This window comes from Vibrio hangzhouensis (genome assembly GCF_900107935.1).
GTDB classification, from domain to species: domain Bacteria; phylum Pseudomonadota; class Gammaproteobacteria; order Enterobacterales; family Vibrionaceae; genus Vibrio; species Vibrio hangzhouensis.
Map to the genome: position 1 here is coordinate 33,261 of NZ_FNVG01000025.1, position 22,124 is coordinate 55,384.

General features: G+C 49.5%; 18 protein-coding genes. 1 reads left to right on the plus strand and 17 read right to left on the minus strand.

Annotated features, from left to right (window positions below):
• Positions 1-9: 9 nt before the first annotated feature.
• From astD to pilM, 17 genes are all read right to left on the minus strand, one after another.
• Entirely contained in the window at positions 10-1,467 is a 1,458-nt protein-coding gene (gene astD / locus C4S60_RS19295; protein ID WP_103881973.1) for a succinylglutamate-semialdehyde dehydrogenase, read from the minus strand.
• Positions 1,468-1,559: 92 nt separating this feature from the next.
• Positions 1,560-2,579, minus strand: a complete 1,020-nt coding sequence (gene astA / locus C4S60_RS19300) for an arginine N-succinyltransferase (protein ID WP_103881974.1) — start codon at positions 2,577-2,579, stop codon at positions 1,560-1,562.
• Positions 2,580-2,655: 76 nt separating this feature from the next.
• Positions 2,656-3,867: an aspartate aminotransferase family protein gene (locus C4S60_RS19305; RefSeq protein WP_103881975.1), complete on the minus strand. Its 1,212-nt coding sequence runs from the start codon at positions 3,865-3,867 to the stop codon at positions 2,656-2,658.
• Positions 3,868-4,252: 385 nt separating this feature from the next.
• Complete coding sequence (locus tag C4S60_RS19310) at positions 4,253-4,834, minus strand: aminodeoxychorismate/anthranilate synthase component II (protein ID WP_103881976.1); 582 nt, start codon at positions 4,832-4,834, stop codon at positions 4,253-4,255.
• A 183-nt stretch (positions 4,835-5,017) separates the two neighbouring features.
• The gene (locus C4S60_RS19315; RefSeq protein ID WP_103881977.1) at positions 5,018-7,633 is read right to left on the minus strand and encodes an ExeM/NucH family extracellular endonuclease; all 2,616 of its coding nucleotides are present in this window, start codon (positions 7,631-7,633) and stop codon (positions 5,018-5,020) included.
• A 303-nt stretch (positions 7,634-7,936) separates the two neighbouring features.
• Positions 7,937-8,953, minus strand: a complete 1,017-nt coding sequence (gene trpS / locus C4S60_RS19320) for a tryptophan--tRNA ligase (protein ID WP_103881978.1) — start codon at positions 8,951-8,953, stop codon at positions 7,937-7,939.
• Positions 8,954-9,111: 158 nt separating this feature from the next.
• Entirely contained in the window at positions 9,112-9,792 is a 681-nt protein-coding gene (locus C4S60_RS19325) for a phosphoglycolate phosphatase (RefSeq protein WP_103881979.1), read from the minus strand.
• 14 nt (positions 9,793-9,806) lie between these two features.
• Positions 9,807-10,484, minus strand: coding sequence for a ribulose-phosphate 3-epimerase (gene rpe / locus C4S60_RS19330; RefSeq protein ID WP_103881980.1), 678 nt, complete (start codon positions 10,482-10,484; stop codon positions 9,807-9,809).
• 102 nt (positions 10,485-10,586) lie between these two features.
• Complete coding sequence (locus tag C4S60_RS19335) at positions 10,587-11,411, minus strand: Dam family site-specific DNA-(adenine-N6)-methyltransferase (protein WP_103881981.1); 825 nt, start codon at positions 11,409-11,411, stop codon at positions 10,587-10,589.
• A gap of 131 nt (positions 11,412-11,542) precedes the next feature.
• Complete coding sequence (locus C4S60_RS19340; RefSeq protein ID WP_103881982.1) at positions 11,543-12,994, minus strand: SPOR domain-containing protein; 1,452 nt, start codon at positions 12,992-12,994, stop codon at positions 11,543-11,545.
• A gap of 97 nt (positions 12,995-13,091) precedes the next feature.
• Positions 13,092-14,177, minus strand: coding sequence for a 3-dehydroquinate synthase (gene aroB, locus C4S60_RS19345; RefSeq protein ID WP_103881983.1), 1,086 nt, complete (start codon positions 14,175-14,177; stop codon positions 13,092-13,094).
• 31 nt (positions 14,178-14,208) lie between these two features.
• Positions 14,209-14,727, minus strand: a complete 519-nt coding sequence (aroK, locus tag C4S60_RS19350; protein ID WP_103882003.1) for a shikimate kinase AroK — start codon at positions 14,725-14,727, stop codon at positions 14,209-14,211.
• A gap of 194 nt (positions 14,728-14,921) precedes the next feature.
• On the minus strand, positions 14,922-16,610 hold the full coding sequence (locus C4S60_RS19355; protein WP_425275146.1) for a type IV pilus secretin PilQ: 1,689 nt from the start codon (positions 16,608-16,610) through the stop codon (positions 14,922-14,924).
• Between the two features lie 14 nt (positions 16,611-16,624).
• Positions 16,625-17,125 carry a pilus assembly protein PilP gene (locus C4S60_RS19360; protein WP_103881984.1) on the minus strand — a complete coding sequence of 167 codons (501 nt, stop codon included), beginning with the start codon at positions 17,123-17,125 and terminating at the stop codon, positions 16,625-16,627.
• On the minus strand, positions 17,112-17,714 hold the full coding sequence (locus C4S60_RS19365) for a type IV pilus inner membrane component PilO (protein WP_103881985.1): 603 nt from the start codon (positions 17,712-17,714) through the stop codon (positions 17,112-17,114). Before C4S60_RS19365 ends, C4S60_RS19360 begins: the two co-directional genes overlap by 14 nt.
• A complete protein-coding gene (locus C4S60_RS19370) occupies positions 17,715-18,302 on the minus strand; it encodes a PilN domain-containing protein (RefSeq protein ID WP_160111388.1) in 588 nt (195 codons plus the stop codon).
• A complete protein-coding gene (gene pilM, locus C4S60_RS19375) occupies positions 18,289-19,281 on the minus strand; it encodes a pilus assembly protein PilM (RefSeq protein WP_103881987.1) in 993 nt (330 codons plus the stop codon). The genes C4S60_RS19370 and pilM overlap by 14 nt, the downstream gene beginning before the upstream one ends.
• 146 nt (positions 19,282-19,427) lie before the next feature.
• Here pilM and C4S60_RS19380 point away from each other — a divergent pair, with 146 nt between their 5' ends.
• Positions 19,428-22,073 (plus strand): penicillin-binding protein 1A, encoded by a 2,646-nt coding sequence (locus tag C4S60_RS19380; RefSeq protein WP_103881988.1) that lies wholly within the window; start codon positions 19,428-19,430, stop codon positions 22,071-22,073.
• The last annotated feature ends 51 nt before the right edge of the window (positions 22,074-22,124 follow it).

The following is a 22,124-nucleotide window of genomic DNA, read 5'->3' on the forward strand; positions in this document are numbered from 1 at the left end:
ACAGAATCCTTATAGTTCTATTCCAGGGCTGAGCGTTGCCGGAAGCACGGTTTCGTTTCCTTCCATGGACGCCATTGGGTAGGCACAATAATCCGCAGCGTAAAACGCACTCGGGCGCAAATTACCAGAGGCACCCGGACCGCCAAATGGCGCATCACCACTGGCTCCGGTGAGCTGTCTGTTGCGGTTTACAATACCCGCACGAATGTGGTCAACGAAGTACTGCCATTCGTCATCACTTTGTGAAATCAGACCTGCCGACAGGCCAAAACGCGTGTCATTCGCCAACTCAACCGCTTGCGAAAACGTCTCGTAACGCACCAATTGCAGCAAAGGTCCAAAATATTCTTCATCGGGAAGCTGTTCAATCCCGGTCGCATCCAGCAGTGCTGGCGTCACGAAAGCTGCATGCCCTCGCTTGGCTGCTACCAGACTCTTACCGCCCAGTTTTACCAGTTCCGCCTGAGCTGCAATAATATGGTCAGCGGCTTGTTCAGAGATTTGAGGCCCCATAAACGGCGCAGGCTCGGCAAACGGTTCATCAATTTGGATCTTGTTAATTGCAGCTACTAAGCGTTCGACTAATTGATCACCTTTTTCCCCAAATGGCACATAAAGGCGTCTAGCGCAGGTACACCGCTGTCCGGCACTGATGTAGGCCGATTGCAAAATGGTGTACACTGCAGCATCGATATCACCGTATGCTTCGCTGACAACAAGGGGGTTATTGCCGCCCATTTCCAGTGCCAGCATTTTTCCTGGTTGTCCGGCAAACTGACGATGCAGAATATGACCAGTATTGGCGCTACCCGTAAACAGAACGCCATCGATGCCTTTTGCATCCGCAAGGGCAATGCCCGTCTCTTTGCCACCTTGCACCAGATTGATCACTCCGGCAGGCAGGCCCACTTCTTCCCAAAGCTTCATCGCCAACTCGCCAACCAGCGGAGTTTGTTCCGAGGGCTTAAATACGACGGTGTTCCCAGCCAGTAGTGCCGGTACGATATGGCCATTTGGAAGGTGTCCAGGAAAGTTGTAAGGGCCGAATACCGCCATCACGCCGAGAGGCCTGTGACGAAGGACAATCTGGTTGCCAGCCGCTTCTCTTTGGGTTTCCCCGGTACGCTGATGATAGGCGCGAATAGAAATCGCAATTTTCCCTGCCATCGCACCGGCTTCCGTTCGGGTTTCCCACAGTGGCTTACCGGTTTCTTTAGCAATCGCTATGGCGATATCTTCACTACGCTCTTTCACTTTGTCAGCAAAAGCCAGCACGATCGCTTCACGTTCTTCAAACGGGCGTTTTTTCCATTCGATGAAGGCGCAGCGCGCTGCGGAAACGGCGCTCTCTACCTGCTCAGCGGTAGCAGACTGCCCTTCCCAGATAGTTTCGTTGTTGTAGGGGGAAAGTGACTGAAAAGTGACACCCTGACCGGCAACCCAGTTACCTGCGATCCATTGAGTCATAGTGAAGTTCCTTACATTGAATTGGCAAAGAGGCGTACCAGGCTATACCGGCACGCTCCAGACTTAGCTGGCAGCGTAGCGCTGCTCTGTTATTATTGGGCGAGCATTCGAACCATGTCGCCTTCAGCAACATTCAAAGCGTTTGCTGCTTCTGGTGACAGCAATACCGTCCCGCTTTCTACGTCATAAGCGGCTTTCGCTGCCGTCGCTCTGAAGTGCTCAAACGAAGTGTTAGCAATCAGATAATCTTGTGAACTGGTGTGCTCTGATACCGCCACCTTGGCGCGGAATGAGTCTCGTACCGCCTGAATATTGCGAAGATCACACTCTACCGTCGGGCCTGCATCGAAAATATCGACATAGTTACGACAGGTAAAGCCTTCGTTTTCAAGCAGCTTTAACGCTGGACGGGTATTGTCATGCACCTGACCAATCACATCCTGTGCCTCTTGACTCAGCAGGTTGATGTAAATCGGCAGCTTAGGCATCAAATCGGCAATGAAGCCTTTTTTGCCGATGCCAGTCAGGTAATCCGCTAAGGTAAAATCAATAGAGAAGAAATGTTCCTGTAACCACTTCCAGAACGGTGAGTTGCCTTCGGCATCAGAAACCCCGCGCATCTCGGCAAATATGGTCTTCGAGAATCGTTCCGGGTGCTCCGCCATCATAAGGAAGCGGCATTTGGACATCAAACGGCCATTGAGACCGCCGCGAAACTCCGGGCGCAGGAACAGAGTACAGATCTCGCTGCAACCAGTGTAGTTATTGCCAAATGTCAGCAGCTTAACCACGTTGTTTACGTTGAGCTTTGGCGAAGAGTGGACCACCGTACTGATGTGATAAGAATAAAACGGCACATCCCAGCCAATCGCACCTTCAATGCCGGTTGTACCCGCGACATCACCGGTTTCGCTGTCCACACCCACCATCAGATAACCTTCATCGGTCGGCGCAGTCACGTCTTGTTTCGCAAAACTGTATTCAGAGTGAGTAATTCGGTTAGTGAGCAACTCTTCGTTAACGGGAAGAGAAGTGAAACCGTGGCCTGATTCTACTGCGCAAGTATGCAGCGCATCATAGTCAGCCATAGAGATAGGACGAACAACAAGCATCAATAATCCCTCCTGACGCAAACTCTCCCGGCACATCCAAACATCCGGGAGAGTACTAGAGAGCGGTTAGATCGCGTTACACCAGAGTGCCAATCGCTTTATCTAACTTCGCTAATCCTTCTTCAACTTCTTGCTGAGTGATGACCAGAGACGGCGTAAAGCGCACAACATTCGCGCCCGCAACCAGTACCATCAAACCTTGCTTACCCGCTGCAACCAATACATCGCGAGCTCGACCTTGCCACTCTTCCGTAAGAGCAGCACCAAGAAGCAGGCCTTTTCCGCGAATTTCGCTGAAAATGCCGTATTTTTCGTTTATTTTTTGTAGACCTTCACGGAACCACTGTTCACGTTCCGCAACGCCCGCCAACACCTCTGGGCTGGAAACCACATCGACAACGGCTTCTGCCACAGCACACGCCAGCGGATTACCACCGTAGGTCGAACCGTGCGTACCCACTTTCAGGTGCTCAGCCAGTTCGGCGGTTGTCAGCATCGCGCCGATTGGGAAACCACCACCCAGTGATTTTGCTGTACTCAGGATATCCGGGGTCACACCCAGTCCCTGATAGGCATAGAAATGACCCGTACGACCATTACCCGTTTGCACTTCATCGAAAATCAGCAGTGCATTGTATTTATCACACAATTCACGTACCGCTTGCACAAATTCAGGCTGAGGAGAAACAATGCCGCCCTCACCTTGCAGCGGCTCCATCATCACAGCGCAGGTTTTTTCCGACATTTGCGCTTCTAGCGCGGCAATATCGTTATAAGGAATATGACTAACATCGCCCGGCTTTGGACCAAAACCATCAGAATAAGCAGCCTGACCACCAACCGTCACTGTAAAGAACGTACGACCATGGAAGCCCTGATTGAACGCGATGATTTCCGATTTTTCCGGACCATATACATCGGCTGCCCAACGACGTGCCAGCTTAAGTGCCGCTTCGTTGGCTTCCGCACCGGAGTTAGCAAAAAACACACGTTCTGCGAAGCTGACTTCCGTTAGTTTTTTCGCCAGACGTAGTGCTGGCTCGTTGGTCATTACGTTACTCAGATGCCAAATCTTGTTGGCCTGCTCAGTGACTGCATTCACCATCGCCGGGTGACAATGACCCAGACAGCTCACCGCAATCCCCCCAGCAAAATCGATATATTCATTCCCTTGCTGGTCCCAAACTCGAGCACCCTCACCTTTTACAGGAATCATCTCCATCGGGTTATAACAAGGCACCATTACCTCATCAAACCACTCACGAGTTACCGCTTTTTCCGTTGTCATAACACATTCCTTATCATTACTGCTTGTGGAGAGGTGTCTCACTTCCTCGTCTCGATCTTCGACAATAGAGTTAACCGTCGAACACTGATAGCAAAAAAATATTTTCTATCGCTTTCCCACAGATGCAGCATTGTATTTACAATTATTTAACCATAGCAATAGTGAAAAATACTTTTTCCTGGTGCTTAGCACCAAACTCATCACTGCCCTGTGATTGTTTATGCATCAGAAATGAATTTAAATGAAGTGTTTTTTGCCCTGTCGGCAAAGAAAGTTCACAGACAAGGTGTTGACGGGGCTTTCATCAGTTATTACGAATAAACTTGCAACATCATAAGTTAAACTTATGAAGGATAAGAAAACAGAAAAGAGTGATCTGGATCGACTATTGTTGCAACAGGAAGTTGCGTAATAACTCATGTCCTTGCTCTGTTTTGATAGATTCCGGGTGGAATTGCACCGCATGGATGTTCAACGTTTTATGGCGGTAACCCATGATCTCATCAAATTCACCGTTGTCTCGCTGCGTCCAGGCGGTAATTTCAAAACACTCTGGCAAGCTCTGTTTTTCGACGATCAAAGAGTGGTAACGCGTTACCGTTAGTGGGTTGTTGAGCCCCTCGAACACACTGCGGTTGTTATGCTTTATCGGAGAGGTTTTGCCATGCATCACCTGGCGGGCACGGATGACTTTGCCGCCAAACACCTGCGCAATAGCCTGATGACCCAGACAGACCCCTAAAAGAGGGCGCTTGCCGGCAAAATGCTCAATAACCTCAAGAGAGATCCCGGCTTCATTCGGCGTACAGGGTCCGGGTGAGATGACCAAGTGAGAGGGGTTTAACGCTTCAATACCTGCAACGTCAATCTCATCATTACGCACAACCTTCACTTCTGCACCCAATTCAGAAAAATACTGATACAGATTAAAGGTAAAAGAGTCGTAATTATCAATAATGAGTAACATGGCGCTCGAAATGGTATTGAGTTTGCGAAAAATAAGGCGGTATTTTGCAACAAGACAGCAGAAAGGCAAGCAAAAAAGCGCTGTAAACAACAGCAGAGCCTGGAATGACTCTGCTGTTCATTGCTCTCTGCCTCTCAGAACATGACGTTCACGACGAGTTCTGAGCCGAAAAGAACCGACAAATTAGCCCTGTCTGCGTCGGCGTAAGCCGATAAGCATCATTGCCGAAAGCCCTAACACACCAATCGAGCCACCTTTCATGTTTAAATCAATGACCGCAGGATCGTGATCGGAAGAACGATAGTGATCATGATATTTCGGGAAGCCATTCTTGTACTCATCGTTGTAATCAAACAAGGTCGACTCCGCGGCATTGATGTGCCATTCCGTTGCATCCACCACTCGCGTTGACAGGCTTGGACTGATCAGAATATGGTCGAGCGCTCCCACCTCATCGTTATACGAGTAGCTCCATCCCTGAGGATGCATTTCACCTAATACATTGACGTAGCCATAGCTGTGAGTGATTGCAGCGCCCTCATCACCAAACTGCTCTTGCTCACCGATGAAAGTATTGCGCGCTGCGCGAATCGTTTTGCCATATTTTTCCGGGCTGTAGTCCGTCAGCACCAGTAGCGGATCTTCTTTGCCGTAAGCATTGAAGTCACCCAATACCACTTTATGCCCTTCGATGTCCTGTAGTGCCTGCCCTAGCGCCACCGCAGCGGCAACTCGGAACTGCTCACAAGAACCTTGTTGATCCAGGTCTTTTCCGGCTTGACCGCCCTCCGAGACCGGTGCAGCGTCTTCCCAGCACTTAGAGCCTTTCGACTTGAAGTGGTTCACGGCGACCGTGAGTGGTTGTTTGCTGCCTTTTACCTTGAAGGTTGGTGCCAGTGTGTTGCGCTGATAATTCTTACCATCTTCAATCACTTTGCCTTTATCATCCAATACCTCTGGTGCCACCTGACGCGGCATCTCAAACAGATTCACTTGCATGAGCTTGACACTCTTAGCACGATAGATCACTCCGGTTGTGATCGCATCGGTGCCCACCGCGTCCAGTTGGTCGGTCACGCCATCCTGATTACTGTCTAGCGCCACAAACGCATAATGGTGTTTCTTGTTATCGATGCGAGCGTTCAACTCTCGCACCAACTGAGCGATAGCCCCATTGTCGCCAAAGCCGTTGTTTTCGATTTCCATCAAACCGATGATATCGGCATCCAGTCTGATGAGTGCATTGAGGATCTTCTCTTGCTGAACTTCAAACTCTGCCAGGTTGCTTGCCCCGCGGTTGCCACCGAAGCGATTTTCATCACCACCAAAAGGAGAGGTGAAATAGTTCAGTACATTGAATGTGGCGACACGCAGATCTTTTTTATTCCATGGCTGATCAAACAGTTCAGGCAGGTCTGTGCGAAGCGTGTTGCGAACAAAATTCTCGGCTGAAATGGTATTAGTCACAAACAAGCGGTAATCACCGTAGCTGTAACCAATCACCCCTTCGATGTCGAACAGCGTATCGTTGATACGGATGTAATCGTCTGTGCTGCCATCCTGATCCACGTCGGTGCGACCAAATTGCGGGTAATAAGGTACCGTGCCGTTAGCGGCTGGCTTGAAACTCTCTACAAACAGGCGCCTTAGCCCGTTATCTTCACTTTGTGCCACTGCCTGCGCCGATCCTGCAGCAAACTGCTGATTGGGATGCAAGTTAACACGCTGGTGAGCAAGCACCATATTGTTGCGACGTGCAGCATAGTCATAACCAAAAGTGCGGGTGACACGCATGTCCAGCGTTTTTGGCAAACTCACCAGCATGCCCTCATAGCGCTCCAGTGTTTGCTCAAAGTTCTCATCCGACTCAATCACTTCGACCGGAGTCGCTTCAGGCGCGGCTTGTTCACCTTGTTTATGCCAGTCACTGTCGTTCAGTTTGAGCTGAGTCTGACCGTAGTACTCCTGCACTTGCCCTTTGACACACACCACATCGCCAGCCACCAAATCGGGGTTGGACTGGGTATAGACAAACAGCCCATTTGACGTCAGTGGATTATGGTCATCTTGCAGCGCCTGCAGATAGAAGCCCTGATTGATTCCAGAACTGACTGCGGAGACCACACCCTGGACAAAGAAGTACTCACTGGTGATGTAGGGGTAACCACTGATAAATGGTGAACGATTACCTTCTCCCTGAATGGTCTGGATCTCAGTAAAGGTCGGAGCCTCACCATTATCCAGACACTGAAATGCCTGTGGTGGAGTCAAACTATCTAATTGACCTAAGCCCGTTATGTCATCTTTCGCTAGTGTTGCCCACTGATTCGGCTGAAACGAGGAAGACGGCTGATAGTACGGCTGATAACGAACCAGCGTTTTGTCTTTTCCAAACAGCTCACCCATGGCACCGATGACGTCTATGACCTCCTCATTGCCATTCAGTAATGCGACCGGATCATCGCCATTAAAATTCAGTACCTGGTGAGAAGTTGTGACCGCAGCGATAGACTGAATCGTCTCGCTTGCCTGAGAATTTGCGAAAACCAGTACTGATTGAGCCGGGATGCTGTAGCCAGAGAGATCCAACGTATCCCAACTTCCGTTACCATTAGGTGATTTCGCCAAGTGGTAACCGGCCAGCGAGACCTCGCTGTCTCCTGAATTGGCAATTTCGATGGCTTTGTTGTAGCCCCCTCCTTCAACATATTGTGAGAGGAAGATCTCGGCGTTGGCGCCTCCGGCTAGGATGGAGGATATGGCTAACGCTAACCACTGCTTTGGATTTGTGCGTGTCATTGTTCACCTCGAATTCACAGGCAATGATACTCCTTGCCTTTTATTGCACATGATTGAATATAAGAGTTGTTATTTTCGAGACGAGTGTTGTCATTTAGTATGTAAATGAAAAATGACTATTCAGTTAAATGAGAGATAGATCTAATTTGAATTTGGTACAATCCAGCATGTGCCAAATATTCAACAGGAACCGTTAGTGAGGGTGAGAAATGGAAAACTGGCCAATAAAGCGCGGCCAGAAACAAAAAAAAGCCCCCAGAAAAATCTGAGGGCTTAGCAGTATTTTAGTCAGTGGTTAGGCCATTATGGGCGAGTCACAAAACCAACGGCCTTATAGGCTGCTGCCAACGTCTCTGCAGCACGAGCGGAGGCTTTTTCAGCACCCTGACGCATCACTTCATCCATATAGGCACGATCTTCACGGATACGGTGGTATTCTGCCTGGATTGGTTCAAGCATCGCAACCAAAGCTTCACCCACATCTTTCTTGAATGGGCCATACATCTCAACACCAGCGTACTGCGCTTCAATCTCTTCAAACGTCTTACCTGTAGCGGCAGAATACAGTCCCATCAGGTTCGAGATACCCGCTTTGTTGTCCCAGTCGTGAGCAATACGTGGCGGAGTCTCGGTGTCTGTTTGCGCCTTATTGATCTTCTTGATGATAGACTTTGGCTCTTCCAGCAACGTGATAACGTTCTTACGGTTGTCATCCGATTTAGACATCTTCTTGGTCGCATCCTGCAGGCTCATTACGCGCGCGTTGACCGTAGGAATGTACGGCTCAGGAACGGTGAAGATCGGTGCTTCCGGGCTATAGATGTTATTGAAGCGAGTCGCAATATCACGTGCCAACTCAAGGTGTTGCTTCTGATCACTACCTACAGGCACTTGATGCGCACCGTAAAGCAGGATATCCGCGGCCATCAGTACAGGGTAATCGTACAGCCCCACGTTAACATCGTTGGCATAACGCTGTGATTTGTCTTTAAACTGAGTCATACGATTCAGTTCGCCCATTTGGGTGTAGCAGTTAAGAAGCCAACCAAGTTGAGCATGCTCTGGTACGTGTGACTGAACAAATAGCGTGCTCTTCTTCGGATCAACACCAACCGCAAGGCAGATTGCCAGTGCGTCTAGTGTCGCTTCATGCAAGGCTTTTGGATCCTGACGAACCGTGATGGCATGAAGGTCAACAACGCAGTACTGGCAGTCATAGTCGTCTTGCATATGATGCCATTGACGTAGAGCACCCAAGTAGTTACCGATACTTAGTTCACCTGACGGCTGAACACCACTTAATACAATGGGTTTGCTCATGATTATGATTCCTTCGACTTCTTGACGAGATAATTAGGATAATGAAAAACCGCGTAATATCTTACGCGGTTTTAGCAGTGTACTCATTGGCGAGTATTTTTCTAGTCCTTTGCAGCGCTTTTCGTGCTGCTTAAGACATTTTGTGGAATGGAAGACCGTCAGGCATCAATTCCAACCGCAGTTAGCACATCAGAGACAATGTCTGCGACAAAATCTGGGTTCGCATTAGCGATAGGCTCACCATGGTTATATCCATAGGTCAAACCAAATGCCTGGCAACCCGCATTGCGAGCCGCGAGAATGTCGTTTTTGGAATCGCCCACCATCAGCACCTGCTGCGCCGACAGCTGCTCTTGCTCCATCAACCAGTGCAGCGCAATAGGATCCGGCTTGCGTTTCGGGAACGCATCTCCGCCCAGAACATGCTTAAAGTACTTGTCCAGTTTGTGCTGCTCAAGCAGCTCCGGGACAAATTTCGACGGTTTATTGGTTAGTAACGCCAGGGTAAAGCCATGGGCGACCAGGGTATCCAGTGTTTGATGGACCGCAGGGTACAGATGGCTCAGTTTATGGCCACTCGCCTTGTAAAAGTCATCAAACAGCGTGCGCGCCTGAGTCAATAATTCAGGAGATAACGATGGATCAACCTCGATACTCTGACTGAGTGAACGACCGATCAAGATATCGGCGCCATTGCCGACGTAATCTCGCACCTGCAGCTCCGACACACTCGGGTAACCCAGTTCCTGAACCGCCTGATCGGCAGCCTGAGCCAGGTCCGGCACACTATCGAGAAGCGTCCCATCCAAATCAAAAACGACGAGTTTAATTGCGCTCATTAACTGCATCCAACTTACTTGTTTGTTACTTTTGCCAGTTCTGCGCGCATCTCATCAATCACCTCTTTGTAATCAGGGCGATTGAAGATAGCACTACCTGCAACGAACATGTCTGCACCGGCTTCGGCGATTTCACGAATATTATCCACTTTAACGCCGCCATCGATTTCCAGACGAATGTCGCGGCCAGAGGCATCGATACGCTTACGAACTTCACGCAGTTTATCCAATGTCGATGGGATAAACGACTGACCACCAAAGCCCGGGTTAACCGACATCAGCAGAATCAGATCAACCTTATCCATGATGTAATCAAGGCAAGACAATGGCGTCGCTGGATTGAGGACAACACCGGCCTGACAACCGTGTTCTTTGATCAGTTGCAGTGTACGGTCAATGTGTTCAGACGCTTCCACGTGGAAGGTAATCATGCTTGCACCTGCTTTCGCGAAGTCCGGAACAATACTGTCCACAGGTTTAACCATCAGGTGCACATCGATAGGTGCGGTAATGCCATAATCGCGAAGCGCTTTACAGATAGGAGCACCAAACGTCAGGTTAGGGACGTAGTGGTTATCCATCACGTCAAAGTGAACAACGTCAGCACCCGCAGCGAGTACTTTTTCAACGTCTTCACCCAAACGAGCAAAGTCTGCAGAGAGAATGGATGGAGCAATAAGAAAGTCTTTCATACCTAACCTCAGTGAAATGGTTTGCAAGCGTGTTTACAATAAAGTAACAGTGCGCGCAATTCTACCGAAGCGGTTGCTTAAATCCTAGCCCTTGAGCGCGAGTTATTGGTCTCGCGGCTCAAATAATGCCAATAATTCGTCAACCTTATTACGACCAGCACCATTTCGACTGATGGTACGTTTCACCTTCACCACATTGAGCTGAGCACCGTGATAAAGGCGGCGGGTCAATGTCGTATCGTGGTTTGATATCAGTACAGGGATCCCTCGGTCAAACGCAGCATGCTCAGCTACATCAGCAAGAGCCGCCTGATCGTCAAGGGTAAACCCGTTACCAGCATAAGAGGTAAAATTCGCGGTGTTGGACAGCGGAGCATAAGGCGGGTCACAGTAAATCACACTGCCCTTACGTGCACGCTTAAAGGTATCGTGGTAGCCCTCGCAGACAAAAGTCGCCTTCTTGGCTTTCTCTGCAAAAAACTCCATTTCACTTTCCGGAAAGTACGGTTTTTTGTACGAGCCGAAAGGCACGTTGAAGCCGCCTTTCTTGTTGTAACGACACAGGCCATTAAAGCCAAACCGATTCATGTAGAGAAACGCAACCGAGCGGAACATCACGTCGTCGCTTTGATTAAACTCAGCGCGAATGTCCAGATAAACCTCTTTACGGTTGTGCTCTGGGGTAAAGAAACGCTTTGCTTCAGCAATGTATTGCTCTGGCTGCGTCTTTAGCAAGTTGTATAGATTGATAAGATCGGGGTTGATATCGGCAAGCAGATAGTGCTCATAATCCGTATTAAGAAAAATAGAGCCAGCACCAACGAACGGTTCTACCAGCTTTCTTGCGTCTGGCAAATGCTTTTGAATGTCTTCGACCAAGCCATATTTTCCACCAGCCCATTTAAGAAAGGCGCGTTGCTTTTTCATTACTTGCTCTATTTACTGCCACCCCAAAAATTAAGGCTGGGGAATATATCATAATTCAATTTGTTATGTTGACCTTTCTGGCAGAAAGGTCAGTCAAAACCCAATAAGGCGCGTGACTTCGCCCAAGCTCATTACTCTTGCCAACGGGCAATCTCACGCTGCACCTGACTCATCGATTTAGCCCATGGTCCAAGCGACTGAATATCGTCAGGCAAATTCTCAGTGGCATCGCGGGCCGCCTGAATGCTTGGATAGTGATCGTAAGTCACAATGTACCATTTCTCTTCACCACGCAATGTCGGGTACACACGCACCGGTTTATCGAAATTATGCTGATTTAGGAAATACTGTACATCTTCCAGCGCTGTCATTGCAGCGATCTGCAGGGTATAGCTGTTTGACGGCAGAGCATTCAGCTCATCACGTGCAAACGAGAAGGTGATCGCCGTTTTCAGTCTCGCTGTTGTGTCCGCAGGCTCAACCGCCTTATGGGCCTCAACAACCTGTTCAATTTCAGGGGCCTTTTGGGCTGCGATCTCGGTTCTGTCATCCAGTAACGCATCCACCACATCTGAGGTGATCACAACACGCTCACCAGTTTCAGACACTCCGACACTGGCGGTTTCTGACGTTACCGCTGGCGGTAGTGACGTCGAATCATCGCTGGCCTCAAGATCGCCAGGCATATCCTGGTTGGCTTTCTGAGCCTGAGACGCACTTGCGTCATCTCCAGATTGGCCAAGGGTTGGAATGGCCGTCTGCTCTAGCTGTAAATCAATGGTGTTATCTGAGGTCGGTTTCGGTGACTTAAGTAACCAGCTGTATCCCAGGAACAGCAACAATACAATAACAGCCACCGTGACCGCTATTTTGGCAGGTGAACCAACCAGCGAGCGAATGATCACTTTCTTTTCCATCTTTTGTTCTCCTAACGCCAAAATGTCTCCCGGATACGGTCTCGTGTTAGTAAACGCGCTTTTGAGTTTTTTTTCAACGCTTTCATCCATATAGCGCAGCACCATGGTCTCGAAAAAACGCTTTGATTCAGAAGCCGACAGTTCGTCGACTTCCAGTTCAACCGGCTTCTGCTCCAGACCATGACTCAGGCGGGACAACCGTGACAGCAAACTGTCACTCGAACTGAACATCACCACACTGATATTCTGCTTGGCAACACTCTGGGAAGCGATATACAGCAACCAAAGCTCCGCCAACAAGGCCTGAGAGATGTGTTGAGCATCATCAACCACTATCACAATGTTGCACGCCTCTCCCTCAAGGATGCGTTCAACACTGTCATTCAAAGAATCTGTGGTACTGTACATTGACTGCGGAAACAGCTGACGCAAGATATTGCCCCGGTTAACCTCGTCACCCTGATTTGCCAAACAAGTGACCAGAGACTGGTTTTTGTCATGTGACCAGGTCTCCAGGTAACGATGCGCCAGCCAGGTCTTGCCGCTTCCGCTCTCTCCGCGAACCACGACGAAGTTAGCTGCAAACTGAGTCAGCAACTGCACACGTTCTAATAACTGGGTCTGCGAGTCCAATTCCAATACTCGCAATTCGTAGGACAAACTCATCCCGAACCTATTCCGATACTCACTGAACTAAAAAAGGCCCCATCACGGAGCCTCTCAATTAACAAGCATTCAAAGCGCTAACCGTCGCGCATTTGATTTATTGTCGACACAAATCAATCGCTTGCTCGATAATATCACCAGGTACATCCGACACAACCTGAGCAGTACCAATTGAGGTTGGCAACACAAGGCGTAGCTTACCTGACAATACTTTTTTATCACGCATCATATGCTTCATGAAGTCGTCAAAGCTCATCGACTCAGGAGTGTGTACTGGCAATTTCGCTCGCTCTAGGAGTGCTATAATACGTGCTACCTGTTCGCTGCTGATGTCCCCCAGAAGCTGGGCAGTATGCGCTGCCATTGCTGTGCCTGAGGAAACGGCCTCTCCATGTAACCATTTACCATACCCTAGTTCTGCTTCAATCGCATGACCAAATGTATGACCTAGATTCAATAACGCACGAATACCTGACTCTTTTTCGTCCTGCGCCACGACTTCCGCCTTAATCTGACAACAGCGGGCAATGGCATAGGTCAGCGCTTGCTGATCAAGTGCATAGAGTCGATCCAGGTTTTGTTCAAGCCAGTCAAAAAACGCTTCATCGTAAATAATGCCGTACTTAATGACTTCAGCAATGCCTGCCGCAAACTCTCGCTCTGGCAGTGTTTTCAGACAGTCAGTATCAATGATGACTGATTGTGGCTGATAAAACGCGCCGATCATGTTTTTACCCAGAGGATGGTTCACCGCGGTTTTTCCACCGACCGACGAGTCCACCTGAGACAATAACGTCGTCGGGATTTGTACGAAATCCACACCACGTTGATAACACGATGCCGAAAAGCCCACCAGATCACCAATTACGCCGCCACCGAGGGCAACGACAACAACATCACGACCATAATTGCCTGACAGCAGATGGGTCATCACGGTATTGAAAGTATCGAGTGTCTTGTACTGCTCACCGTCAGGAAGTTCCAACAATGAGGTTTTACAGCCTTTTTTATCCAGCTGTTCAAGAATGGCTTTCGCGTAGAGGGGGGAAACTGTGGTGTTGGAAATCACCACCACCGATTTTCCGTCTGGAATTTGGGAAAATTGAGCCGAGTCATTAAACAACCCGGCACCAATTGAAATTGGGTAGCTGCGCTCACCAAGTTCGACCGTAATCCGTTCCATGGTATGCTCTCCTAATTGAAGAAGGTTTCTTTTAACCTTCTTCTAGCATTTTTACGATCTGGTTGGCTACCACTTTTGCACTTTGATCATCAGTACGAACCACATAGTCCGCCACTTCTTTGTATAGATCATTGCGCTCATCCGCCAGAGATTCTAGAACTTCACGCGGGTTATCCGTTTGAAGTAGCGGACGCTTTTTATCGCGGTTTGTACGAGCCAGTTGTTTTTCAATGGTAGTTTCCAAATAAACAACGATGCCTCGTGCAGACAGACGGTTACGGTTGTCCTTGCTCTTAACAGAGCCACCACCTGTTGCCAGAACAATACCTTGCTGTTCTGTTAGATCATTAATTACAGCTTCTTCGCGCTTACGGAAGCCGTCTTCACCTTCAACGTCAAACACCCATGCGATGTCTGCGCCAGTGCGTTCTTCAATTACGGTATCAGAGTCAACAAACTCCATATGAAGTTGTTGAGCCAGGTGTCTACCGATTGTACTTTTGCCGGCACCCATTGGGCCAACAAGAAAAATATTGCGTTTCTCAGCCATGTTTAGCATTAATTTACAACGTTAATTCAATGACATCGCCACAAGAAAAGACCGAAAAGGAGCCTCGGAAAAAGGGCTTGTGGCACCAATTCCTCACAGATAAGTCGTGATAAGACCCGAAATTATCAAGGTAAGGTGCCTTGAATGCAACTTTATTTTTGATCCATTTCAATTATTCGAGAGTTTACAGCCGCTTATTGAGCAATTATCTCGGGAGTCACAAAGATAAGTAACTCATTCTTACCCATGTTTTCATAGGTTCGCCTGAATAATGCCCCAAGCAACGGAATATCCCCCAGCAGCGGTACCTTATCCACTTTGTTTGCCAGGGAATGCTGGAAAATCCCACCCAGCACAACCGTTTCCCCATTGTTGACCAGGACTTGCGTTCCAATGCGTTGCGTGTCGATGGCTACCGTTTCACCTTCCAGTGTTTTCAACACCTCGCCAACCCTGTCCTGTGTCACGTTCAGGTCGAGGATCAACCGATTGTCCGGGGTAATTTGCGGTGTTACCGTGAGTGACAAAACCGCTTTTTTAAATTCGACCGCAGTGGCACCGCTGGAGGTCGATTTGAGATAAGGGATTTCCGTGCCCTGCTCGATATACGCTGATTTTTTGTTGGTGGTGATCAGTCTGGGGCTGGAGATAATTTCGGCCTTCGATTCATTCTGCAGTGCAGACAGTTCAAGATCCAACAAGGTATTCGAGCCCAGTTTGGCGATTTGAAAAGCGATGCTCGATGCGTTATCCGATACTGCGGCGAGATTAACATTGAGAAAGTCATCAATGCTAACGTTGTCATCATAAATCCCGGCCACCGCCAGATTATTCTCAATCGAACCACCAACAGTCGTGTTGCCATTGGTTGATGTAAACCCCCAGCGCACTCCAAGCTCCTCAATGTTGCCCTCTTTAATGGCGACCACGCGAGCCTCGATTTGTACCTGCTTGACCGGAATATCCAACTTGGCAATGATCTGCTTAATCACCTCTATGTTATCAGGCAAGTCACGCAGCAATAGCGAGTTGGTCCGCTCATCAATGGCCACAGACCCGCGCTCTGACAACATACTCACTGCGCTCTCGCCACCAACCATCTGTGCCATATCCGCAGCCTTAGCGTAGTTGATTTTGATAATTTCCGACTTCAACCTTCCTATTTGCTGCGTCAGTTGCTGTTTTTCCAGAGCCAATTGCTCCTGCTGATCTAACTCGGCCTTTGGTGCCACCAGTACCACATTGCCACGAACACGCTTATCCAAGCCTTTGACCCGCAAAATGATGTCCAACACTTCTGTCCAGGGCACACGGTCGAGGCGCAGTGTCAGATTTCCCTGAACACTATCAGAAACCACCAGATTGAAATCATTGTAGTCCGCCAGCAATTGCAATACGTTACGTACCGGGATGTCCTGGAAGTTAATAGAGGTCAACTTACCGCTATTGTTATCCAGCAGGCGCTGCTCATCGCTCTGTTGCTGTGTCAACGGAATGATGGTCACCCTCAATTGCTGCCCAACGAGATCATAGCGATAATCCACCGTCTGTTTGGTGCCCACTAACAGGCGCACGTCCGGGGCATCATCAAACACTTCAATCTGATTCACCGCGGTAGCAAAGTCTTTGACGTCCAGAATGGCTACCTGCTCCGGGGCGATGCGGGTCTGTTTAAAGACGATGCCAATCCCCTTCTCTAGCGCCTCCAGTTTTACCACGCTACCCGGTTCAGACAGATCAATCACCACGACTCCCTGCCTGTGTGCATCAAGCTCAAACGTCACCCCCGTAACCGAGTTGCTTACCACACTGGCCAATACCGCGTTAACCCACAGACACCACAGCAGTATCGGCCATCCCGCTTTTCTTGCTATCCCTGTCACACGCACTCTCTCCGTTACTTCAATGATAATCTGGTCTGCCGCTGATACCAGCAACCCAGTCCGTCAGACAGCGTTTCATGGATGACCAACGCCTGCTCTGTCACTCGCTTAATTTGTCCGTTATTCTCTCCCAGATATTGTCCGGTACGAACTGTCACAATGCGCTTATCAGGCAACTCAATCAGGCCGGTCAACCCCTCGCCACGGCTCATCAACCCTTTCAGGGTCAGTTCATTGAGGCGATATTGCTCGAGAGGCTGTTTGTTTCTCATCTCAGGTTGCCAACAGGCACGAGGGGTTTGAGAGGGTTGAGTCGCTGCAGACACCATTGGCAGATCAAACGGGGTCACCATCACTTCCTGAAAAGGGATGGCGTTATACTCGGGGGATGGTGCCGTACTCTGCACCTCCTTTTGCGTGTCCCGAACCGTTTCCGCGACAAAATCCGGCAGTGATTCGCGGTTCGCTTTGCATCCCATCAGCAGCAAGAGACAAAGCAGGCTAGTTCTTTCCATCGCCTCCCTCCTTTACCTCACCGGGCTTGAATTGAAACGTCGAAGCCATGACCCGAAAGTGCAGTATGCTGCTCTCCTGACTCACTCGCTGCCACTCGGCATTGTCGATCAATACGATGCGTGGCAGGTGAGCAATCGCCTGCGTGTAGCGACCAATATCGTTGTAACTGCCCGTCAGCTCAATATCTAGGGGCAAGCGGTAAAGAAACTGTTGGCTCTGCTTTTTGCCCCAGTCAATACGAGTGAAGGTCAGAGCGTTATTCAACCCCTGTTCATTGACTGCGGCCAACAAACTGGCCAGTTCTTTCTGAGCCGGAAGTTGCTCGATAAGGTGCTGATAGTGGCTCGACAAATCTGAATATTGCTGTTGCATCTGGGGCAATAGCGCCGCCTGCTTCGCAACGATGCGTAACTCCTGCTTTAATTGCCCTTCCTGCTGCTGATAAAACTGCAAATCTTCCCAGGCCGGTTTTCCCGTCAGCCACAACCCTGCCCCGAGCGCGCCCAACATCAGCACAGTCGCAACGATGAGCTGAGCCCCGAGGGGCCAGCTCATCATTTCATCAAGTTCAAGATCCGCGAATGCCATTCAATGCTCTCCTTGTTGAGGTTGAGGTTCAAGTTCCAGCAGTTGTGAAACCACCACCTGAAAAGAGAGTTCAAAAGCCTGATAGCTTCGCCCAAAACGGAGCTGACCATGGACAATGGAGTGCATTTCGACCTGTTCCAGTGCTGGCGAGTTTTCGAAATGTTTCAGCATCGTTGCCAGCCTAGCGGTACTGTCACTGACGCCTGATAACTTAAAGCGGGTCCCCTCCATGCGGATCTTATCGATGTACACTCCTGGCGGCATTAAGGAAGGCAGTAAATTCATCATAGCGGTGGTCTTACTGCGCTGAGCCTGCAGGGTACGCACATGCTCGAGCCGGGCTTCAAGCCGATCATGGGCTTTGGTGATGTCGGAAAGCTCAGCGATCTGCTGACGGTATTCGCTGATGGTCTGTTTTAGGTACTGGGTTCTCTGCCATTGAAGATGCGCTTGTTGCTGTGCATACCATGTCAAAATGGCCGTTATCCCACCAGCGATGACAAGCGCCAACATTAACAGAACAAGAAAGCGATGTTTGTGTCGACGGCGTTGACCTTCTCGCCAGGGAAGAAGGTTAGCGCAAACCATGACCGTGCTCTCTGAGCCAATGCACGCCATTGAGTGCAATGCCAATGGCACAGGCGAATGTCGCTGACACCATCCCTATACCCTGACTTTCTATAAGGACCCCCTGACGGGCATCAAAACATTGCGCCGCTTTGCCAGTATAGCGGCTCACCATGTCACACACGCTGTCATCATGGGCATGACCGCCGGTGACAATAATGCCTGGCGCTGCATTGTCTCCGAGCATGGAGCGGTAGAGTTGCAGCTGTGAACTGACTTTGCTGGCTACCGAGGCAAAAATCCGTTCGGCTTCGGATTTAAATTCTGTAGCAGACGATGACAGCTGGTATTGATGACTGGCCGTAGACCATGTCTTGCCCTGATCGGCAGACAAACTGAGTGGCGGCACCAATGAAACATGGGTGGCACCAAACTCGAGAACCGCCCAGTCACGGAACTCGGAATGACGCAGCACCAGACGCGACTGCAGTCCACGCAAGGCACTCAACTGAGTATCCATCAAACAGGGCCGTAGCCCTATTCTGGCGGTTACTGCACTCCATTTATCAACGATACTTTGTCGAGTCACCTGCACCCGAAAAGCCTCGCTGCTGCTCTCACGGGTATCGGACACTTTGATAAAGTCGATTGCCAGCGCTTGATTCGGATAGGGGGTCTGATGTCCCATTAGCTGATGAATGGCATACTCCTGCTCCAGGTCACTCAACCCCTTTTCTAATGTGACAACTTTGCTCATCACCGTACTGTCAGGCAGTGCAATGGCAGCGTTTTTACGGAATATCGGCGCTACTTTTCCAAGATTTTTAAGTTTCTTAACAGTTTCCTGATGCTTGAGTGTATGAGGATCGGTGAAAATAGCATCGCAATCATGAAGCTCTAGGTGGTTTACTAACGTGATATCAGTTCCCTCGTAAGCCAGCACGACCGCTTTGGCACTGAAGTGTCCTATATCGATACCAGTAATCCATTTTCTTGCCATTAAAAATAACCTCAGCAAATACAATAACAACGCGAAAAGGTTGAGATCGACGCTCAAATAAGCGTTAATTAACCCTATAGGTAATTTTTTGGCCTAGAGTACAAGTAATTGCCTACCCATAACCTCAATTAATCAGGGAATCTCCGGTGAAGTTCATAAAGAGACTGTTGGTTTTTGCATTGATTTGCATCCTCTTTGGAGTCGGTACTATTTTCGGGTTTTACTACTACGTGAAACCAGAATTACCCGACGTTGCCACATTAAAAGATGTTCAACTGCAAACGCCTATGCAGGTGTTTAGCCAGGACGGGAAGCTGATCGCACAGTTCGGTGAAAAGCGACGTATTCCAATTTCCTACGATGAGATCCCACAAGAACTTATCGACGCACTTATTGCTACTGAAGACAGTCGTTTCTACGATCATTTTGGTTTTGACCCAATTGGCATTACCCGTGCTGCAGTGGCAGTCATTGCATCGGGCAGCGCATCACAGGGTGCAAGTACCATTACTCAGCAGTTAGCACGTAACTTCTTCTTATCCAATGAGAAGAAGATCATGCGTAAGATCAAAGAGATCTTTATTGCGGTCCATATCGAACAGCTGCTTAGTAAGCAGGAGATCATGGAGCTGTATGTCAACAAGATCTTCCTTGGCTATCGTTCCTACGGTTTTGGTGCCGCCGCCCAAGCCTACTTCGGTCGCAACCTCAACGAGTTGACGTTGAGCGAGATCGCCGTGTTGGCGGGTTTGCCAAAAGCACCTTCAACCATGAACCCTATCTATTCGATAGAACGAGCGACACAACGCCGTAATGTCGTACTGTCGCGTATGCTGTCAGAGAAATACATCTCGCAGGCACAGTTTGATGAAGCCCGTAGTGAGCCGATTATTTCCCAGTATCATGGTGCTGAAATCGAGTTAAGCGCGCCTTATATCGCTGAAATTGCCCGCGCCTGGATGGTAAGTCGTTACGGTGAAGAGGCCTACGAGTCTGGCATGCGTATTACCACCACTATCGACTCCAAGCTGCAGAAAGCCGCGCACATCGCCGCGATTAAAAACCTGCTCAGCTATGACGAACGACATGGCTATCGTGGTGCGGAAAAAGTACTGTGGAAACCGGGACAAACGGCTCTGAATGATGAAGAGATTGCCCAGCACCTGCGTCGCGAACCAACCTACGGTGAGCTGCGTCCAGCGGTTGTCACCCAGGTAGAAGGTCAGTCTGCAACGGTATACGTCAAAGGGTATGGCCTGCAGAGCATCAACTGGGACAACATGAAGTGGGCTCGCCCATTCCGAAATGATGATCGTCAAGGCCCTGCTCCTAAAGTGGCCGATGAGATTGTTGTCGTCGGTGAGCAAGTCTGGGTTCGCGCTGCCGATCTCGACGTGACACCAGATGTGGCTCCAGAAGACAAAGAAGTCCAGACCGAAGAAGACAAGCCTGTAGACGAAGTAGCCGTCATCTGGCGTTTGAGCCAGGTTCCGAATGCCAATACCGCATTCGTGGCTATCAATCCGGAAAACGGCGCGGTTCTGTCACTGGTTGGTGGATTTAACTTCGTACACAGTAAATTCAACCGTGCCACTCAGTCTGTTCGACAAGTGGGTTCGAGCATCAAACCTTTTATTTACGCGGCAGCGCTGGATAAAGACATGACTCTGGCCAGCCTGGTCAATGACGCGCCAATCAACAAGTGGGACCAGAGTGCAGGTACCGCATGGCGTCCGAAGAACTCACCACCTACCTACACTGGCCCAACTCGTCTGCGTATCGGTCTGGCACAATCCAAGAACGTGATGGCGGTGAGAGTGCTGCGTGATGTCGGACTGGATGAGACACGGGATTATCTGACACGTTTTGGTTTTGATAAATCGAAATTGCCACGTTCAGAAACCATCGCACTGGGTGCAGGCAGCCTGACACCGATTCAAATGGCACAGGGTTTCTCGGTATTCGCCAACGGGGGTTACTATGTTGAGCCTTATTACATCAGCAGAGTCGAAGACCCGTTTGGCGCACTGGAGTTTGAAGCGAATCCTAAGGTAGTTTGTCATCAGGACTGTCCACAAATGGAAGCTCCTGAAATGCTGTCTGCGACAACCGAAGATGCTGCACCAAGTATTGAAGAAGCCACCAGTGCCGCCGAGCTCGCACCAGTGGATATGACTCAGTTCCTGGAGCAGGATCTCACGTCTGATGAACCGCGTTACGCACCAAAAGTACTGTCAGAACAAACGGCGTTCCTGACTCGAGAAATGCTGTACAGCAATGTCTGGGGTGGCGGTAACTGGCGTGATGGCACTGGCTGGAATGGTACAGGTTGGCGTGCTCAGAAACTGGAACGACGTGATGTTGGTGGTAAAACCGGTACCACCAATGATTCCAAAGATGCCTGGTACAACGGCTACGGCCCGGGCATCGTCGCTACGGCCTGGGTAGGCTTTGATGATCACCAGAGAAAACTGGGACGCACGACAGCCAACTCGAATTTGGGCAATGACCAAATCACCGGAGCAGAAGCGGGGGCGAAGACGGCACAGCCTGCATGGGTCGACTTTATGCACGTGGCACTTGAAGATCGTCCGCAGCACTCAAAACAGATCCCGAATGATATCACTCGTGTGCGTATCGATCGTGAATCCGGGCTGCTGACCAATAAAACGGACAGTTCATCGATGTTTGAGTACTTCAAGATCGGAACCGAGCCTAAGGAGTACGTTCAGGAAAGTCTGACCGACACTTTGTATTCCAGCGATGAATCCGAAGGTGACAGTCTATTCTGATACATGGGTTTATATAGAGAAAAAGGGGCGTTTCGCCCCTTTTTTGTATTT

Bases quoted from the DNA above. Each gene is read 5' to 3' on its own strand.
- astD (WP_103881973.1), bottom strand. From the start codon at position 1,467: ATGACTCAATGGATCGCAGGTAACTGGGTTGCCGGTCAGGGTGTCACT.
- astA (WP_103881974.1), bottom strand. From the start codon at position 2,579: ATGCTTGTTGTTCGTCCTATCTCTATGGCTGACTATGATGCGCTGCAT.
- C4S60_RS19305 (WP_103881975.1), bottom strand. From the start codon at position 3,867: ATGACAACGGAAAAAGCGGTAACTCGTGAGTGGTTTGATGAGGTAATG.
- C4S60_RS19310 (WP_103881976.1), bottom strand. From the start codon at position 4,834: ATGTTACTCATTATTGATAATTACGACTCTTTTACCTTTAATCTGTAT.
- C4S60_RS19315 (WP_103881977.1), bottom strand. From the start codon at position 7,633: ATGACACGCACAAATCCAAAGCAGTGGTTAGCGTTAGCCATATCCTCC.
- trpS (WP_103881978.1), bottom strand. From the start codon at position 8,953: ATGAGCAAACCCATTGTATTAAGTGGTGTTCAGCCGTCAGGTGAACTA.
- C4S60_RS19325 (WP_103881979.1), bottom strand. From the start codon at position 9,792: ATGAGCGCAATTAAACTCGTCGTTTTTGATTTGGATGGGACGCTTCTC.
- rpe (WP_103881980.1), bottom strand. From the start codon at position 10,484: ATGAAAGACTTTCTTATTGCTCCATCCATTCTCTCTGCAGACTTTGCT.
- C4S60_RS19335 (WP_103881981.1), bottom strand. From the start codon at position 11,411: ATGAAAAAGCAACGCGCCTTTCTTAAATGGGCTGGTGGAAAATATGGC.
- C4S60_RS19340 (WP_103881982.1), bottom strand. From the start codon at position 12,994: ATGAGTTTGTCCTACGAATTGCGAGTATTGGAATTGGACTCGCAGACC.
- aroB (WP_103881983.1), bottom strand. From the start codon at position 14,177: ATGGAACGGATTACGGTCGAACTTGGTGAGCGCAGCTACCCAATTTCA.
- aroK (WP_103882003.1), bottom strand. From the start codon at position 14,727: ATGGCTGAGAAACGCAATATTTTTCTTGTTGGCCCAATGGGTGCCGGC.
- C4S60_RS19360 (WP_103881984.1), bottom strand. From the start codon at position 17,125: ATGGAAAGAACTAGCCTGCTTTGTCTCTTGCTGCTGATGGGATGCAAA.
- C4S60_RS19365 (WP_103881985.1), bottom strand. From the start codon at position 17,714: ATGGCATTCGCGGATCTTGAACTTGATGAAATGATGAGCTGGCCCCTC.
- C4S60_RS19370 (WP_160111388.1), bottom strand. From the start codon at position 18,302: ATGGTTTGCGCTAACCTTCTTCCCTGGCGAGAAGGTCAACGCCGTCGA.
- pilM (WP_103881987.1), bottom strand. From the start codon at position 19,281: ATGGCAAGAAAATGGATTACTGGTATCGATATAGGACACTTCAGTGCC.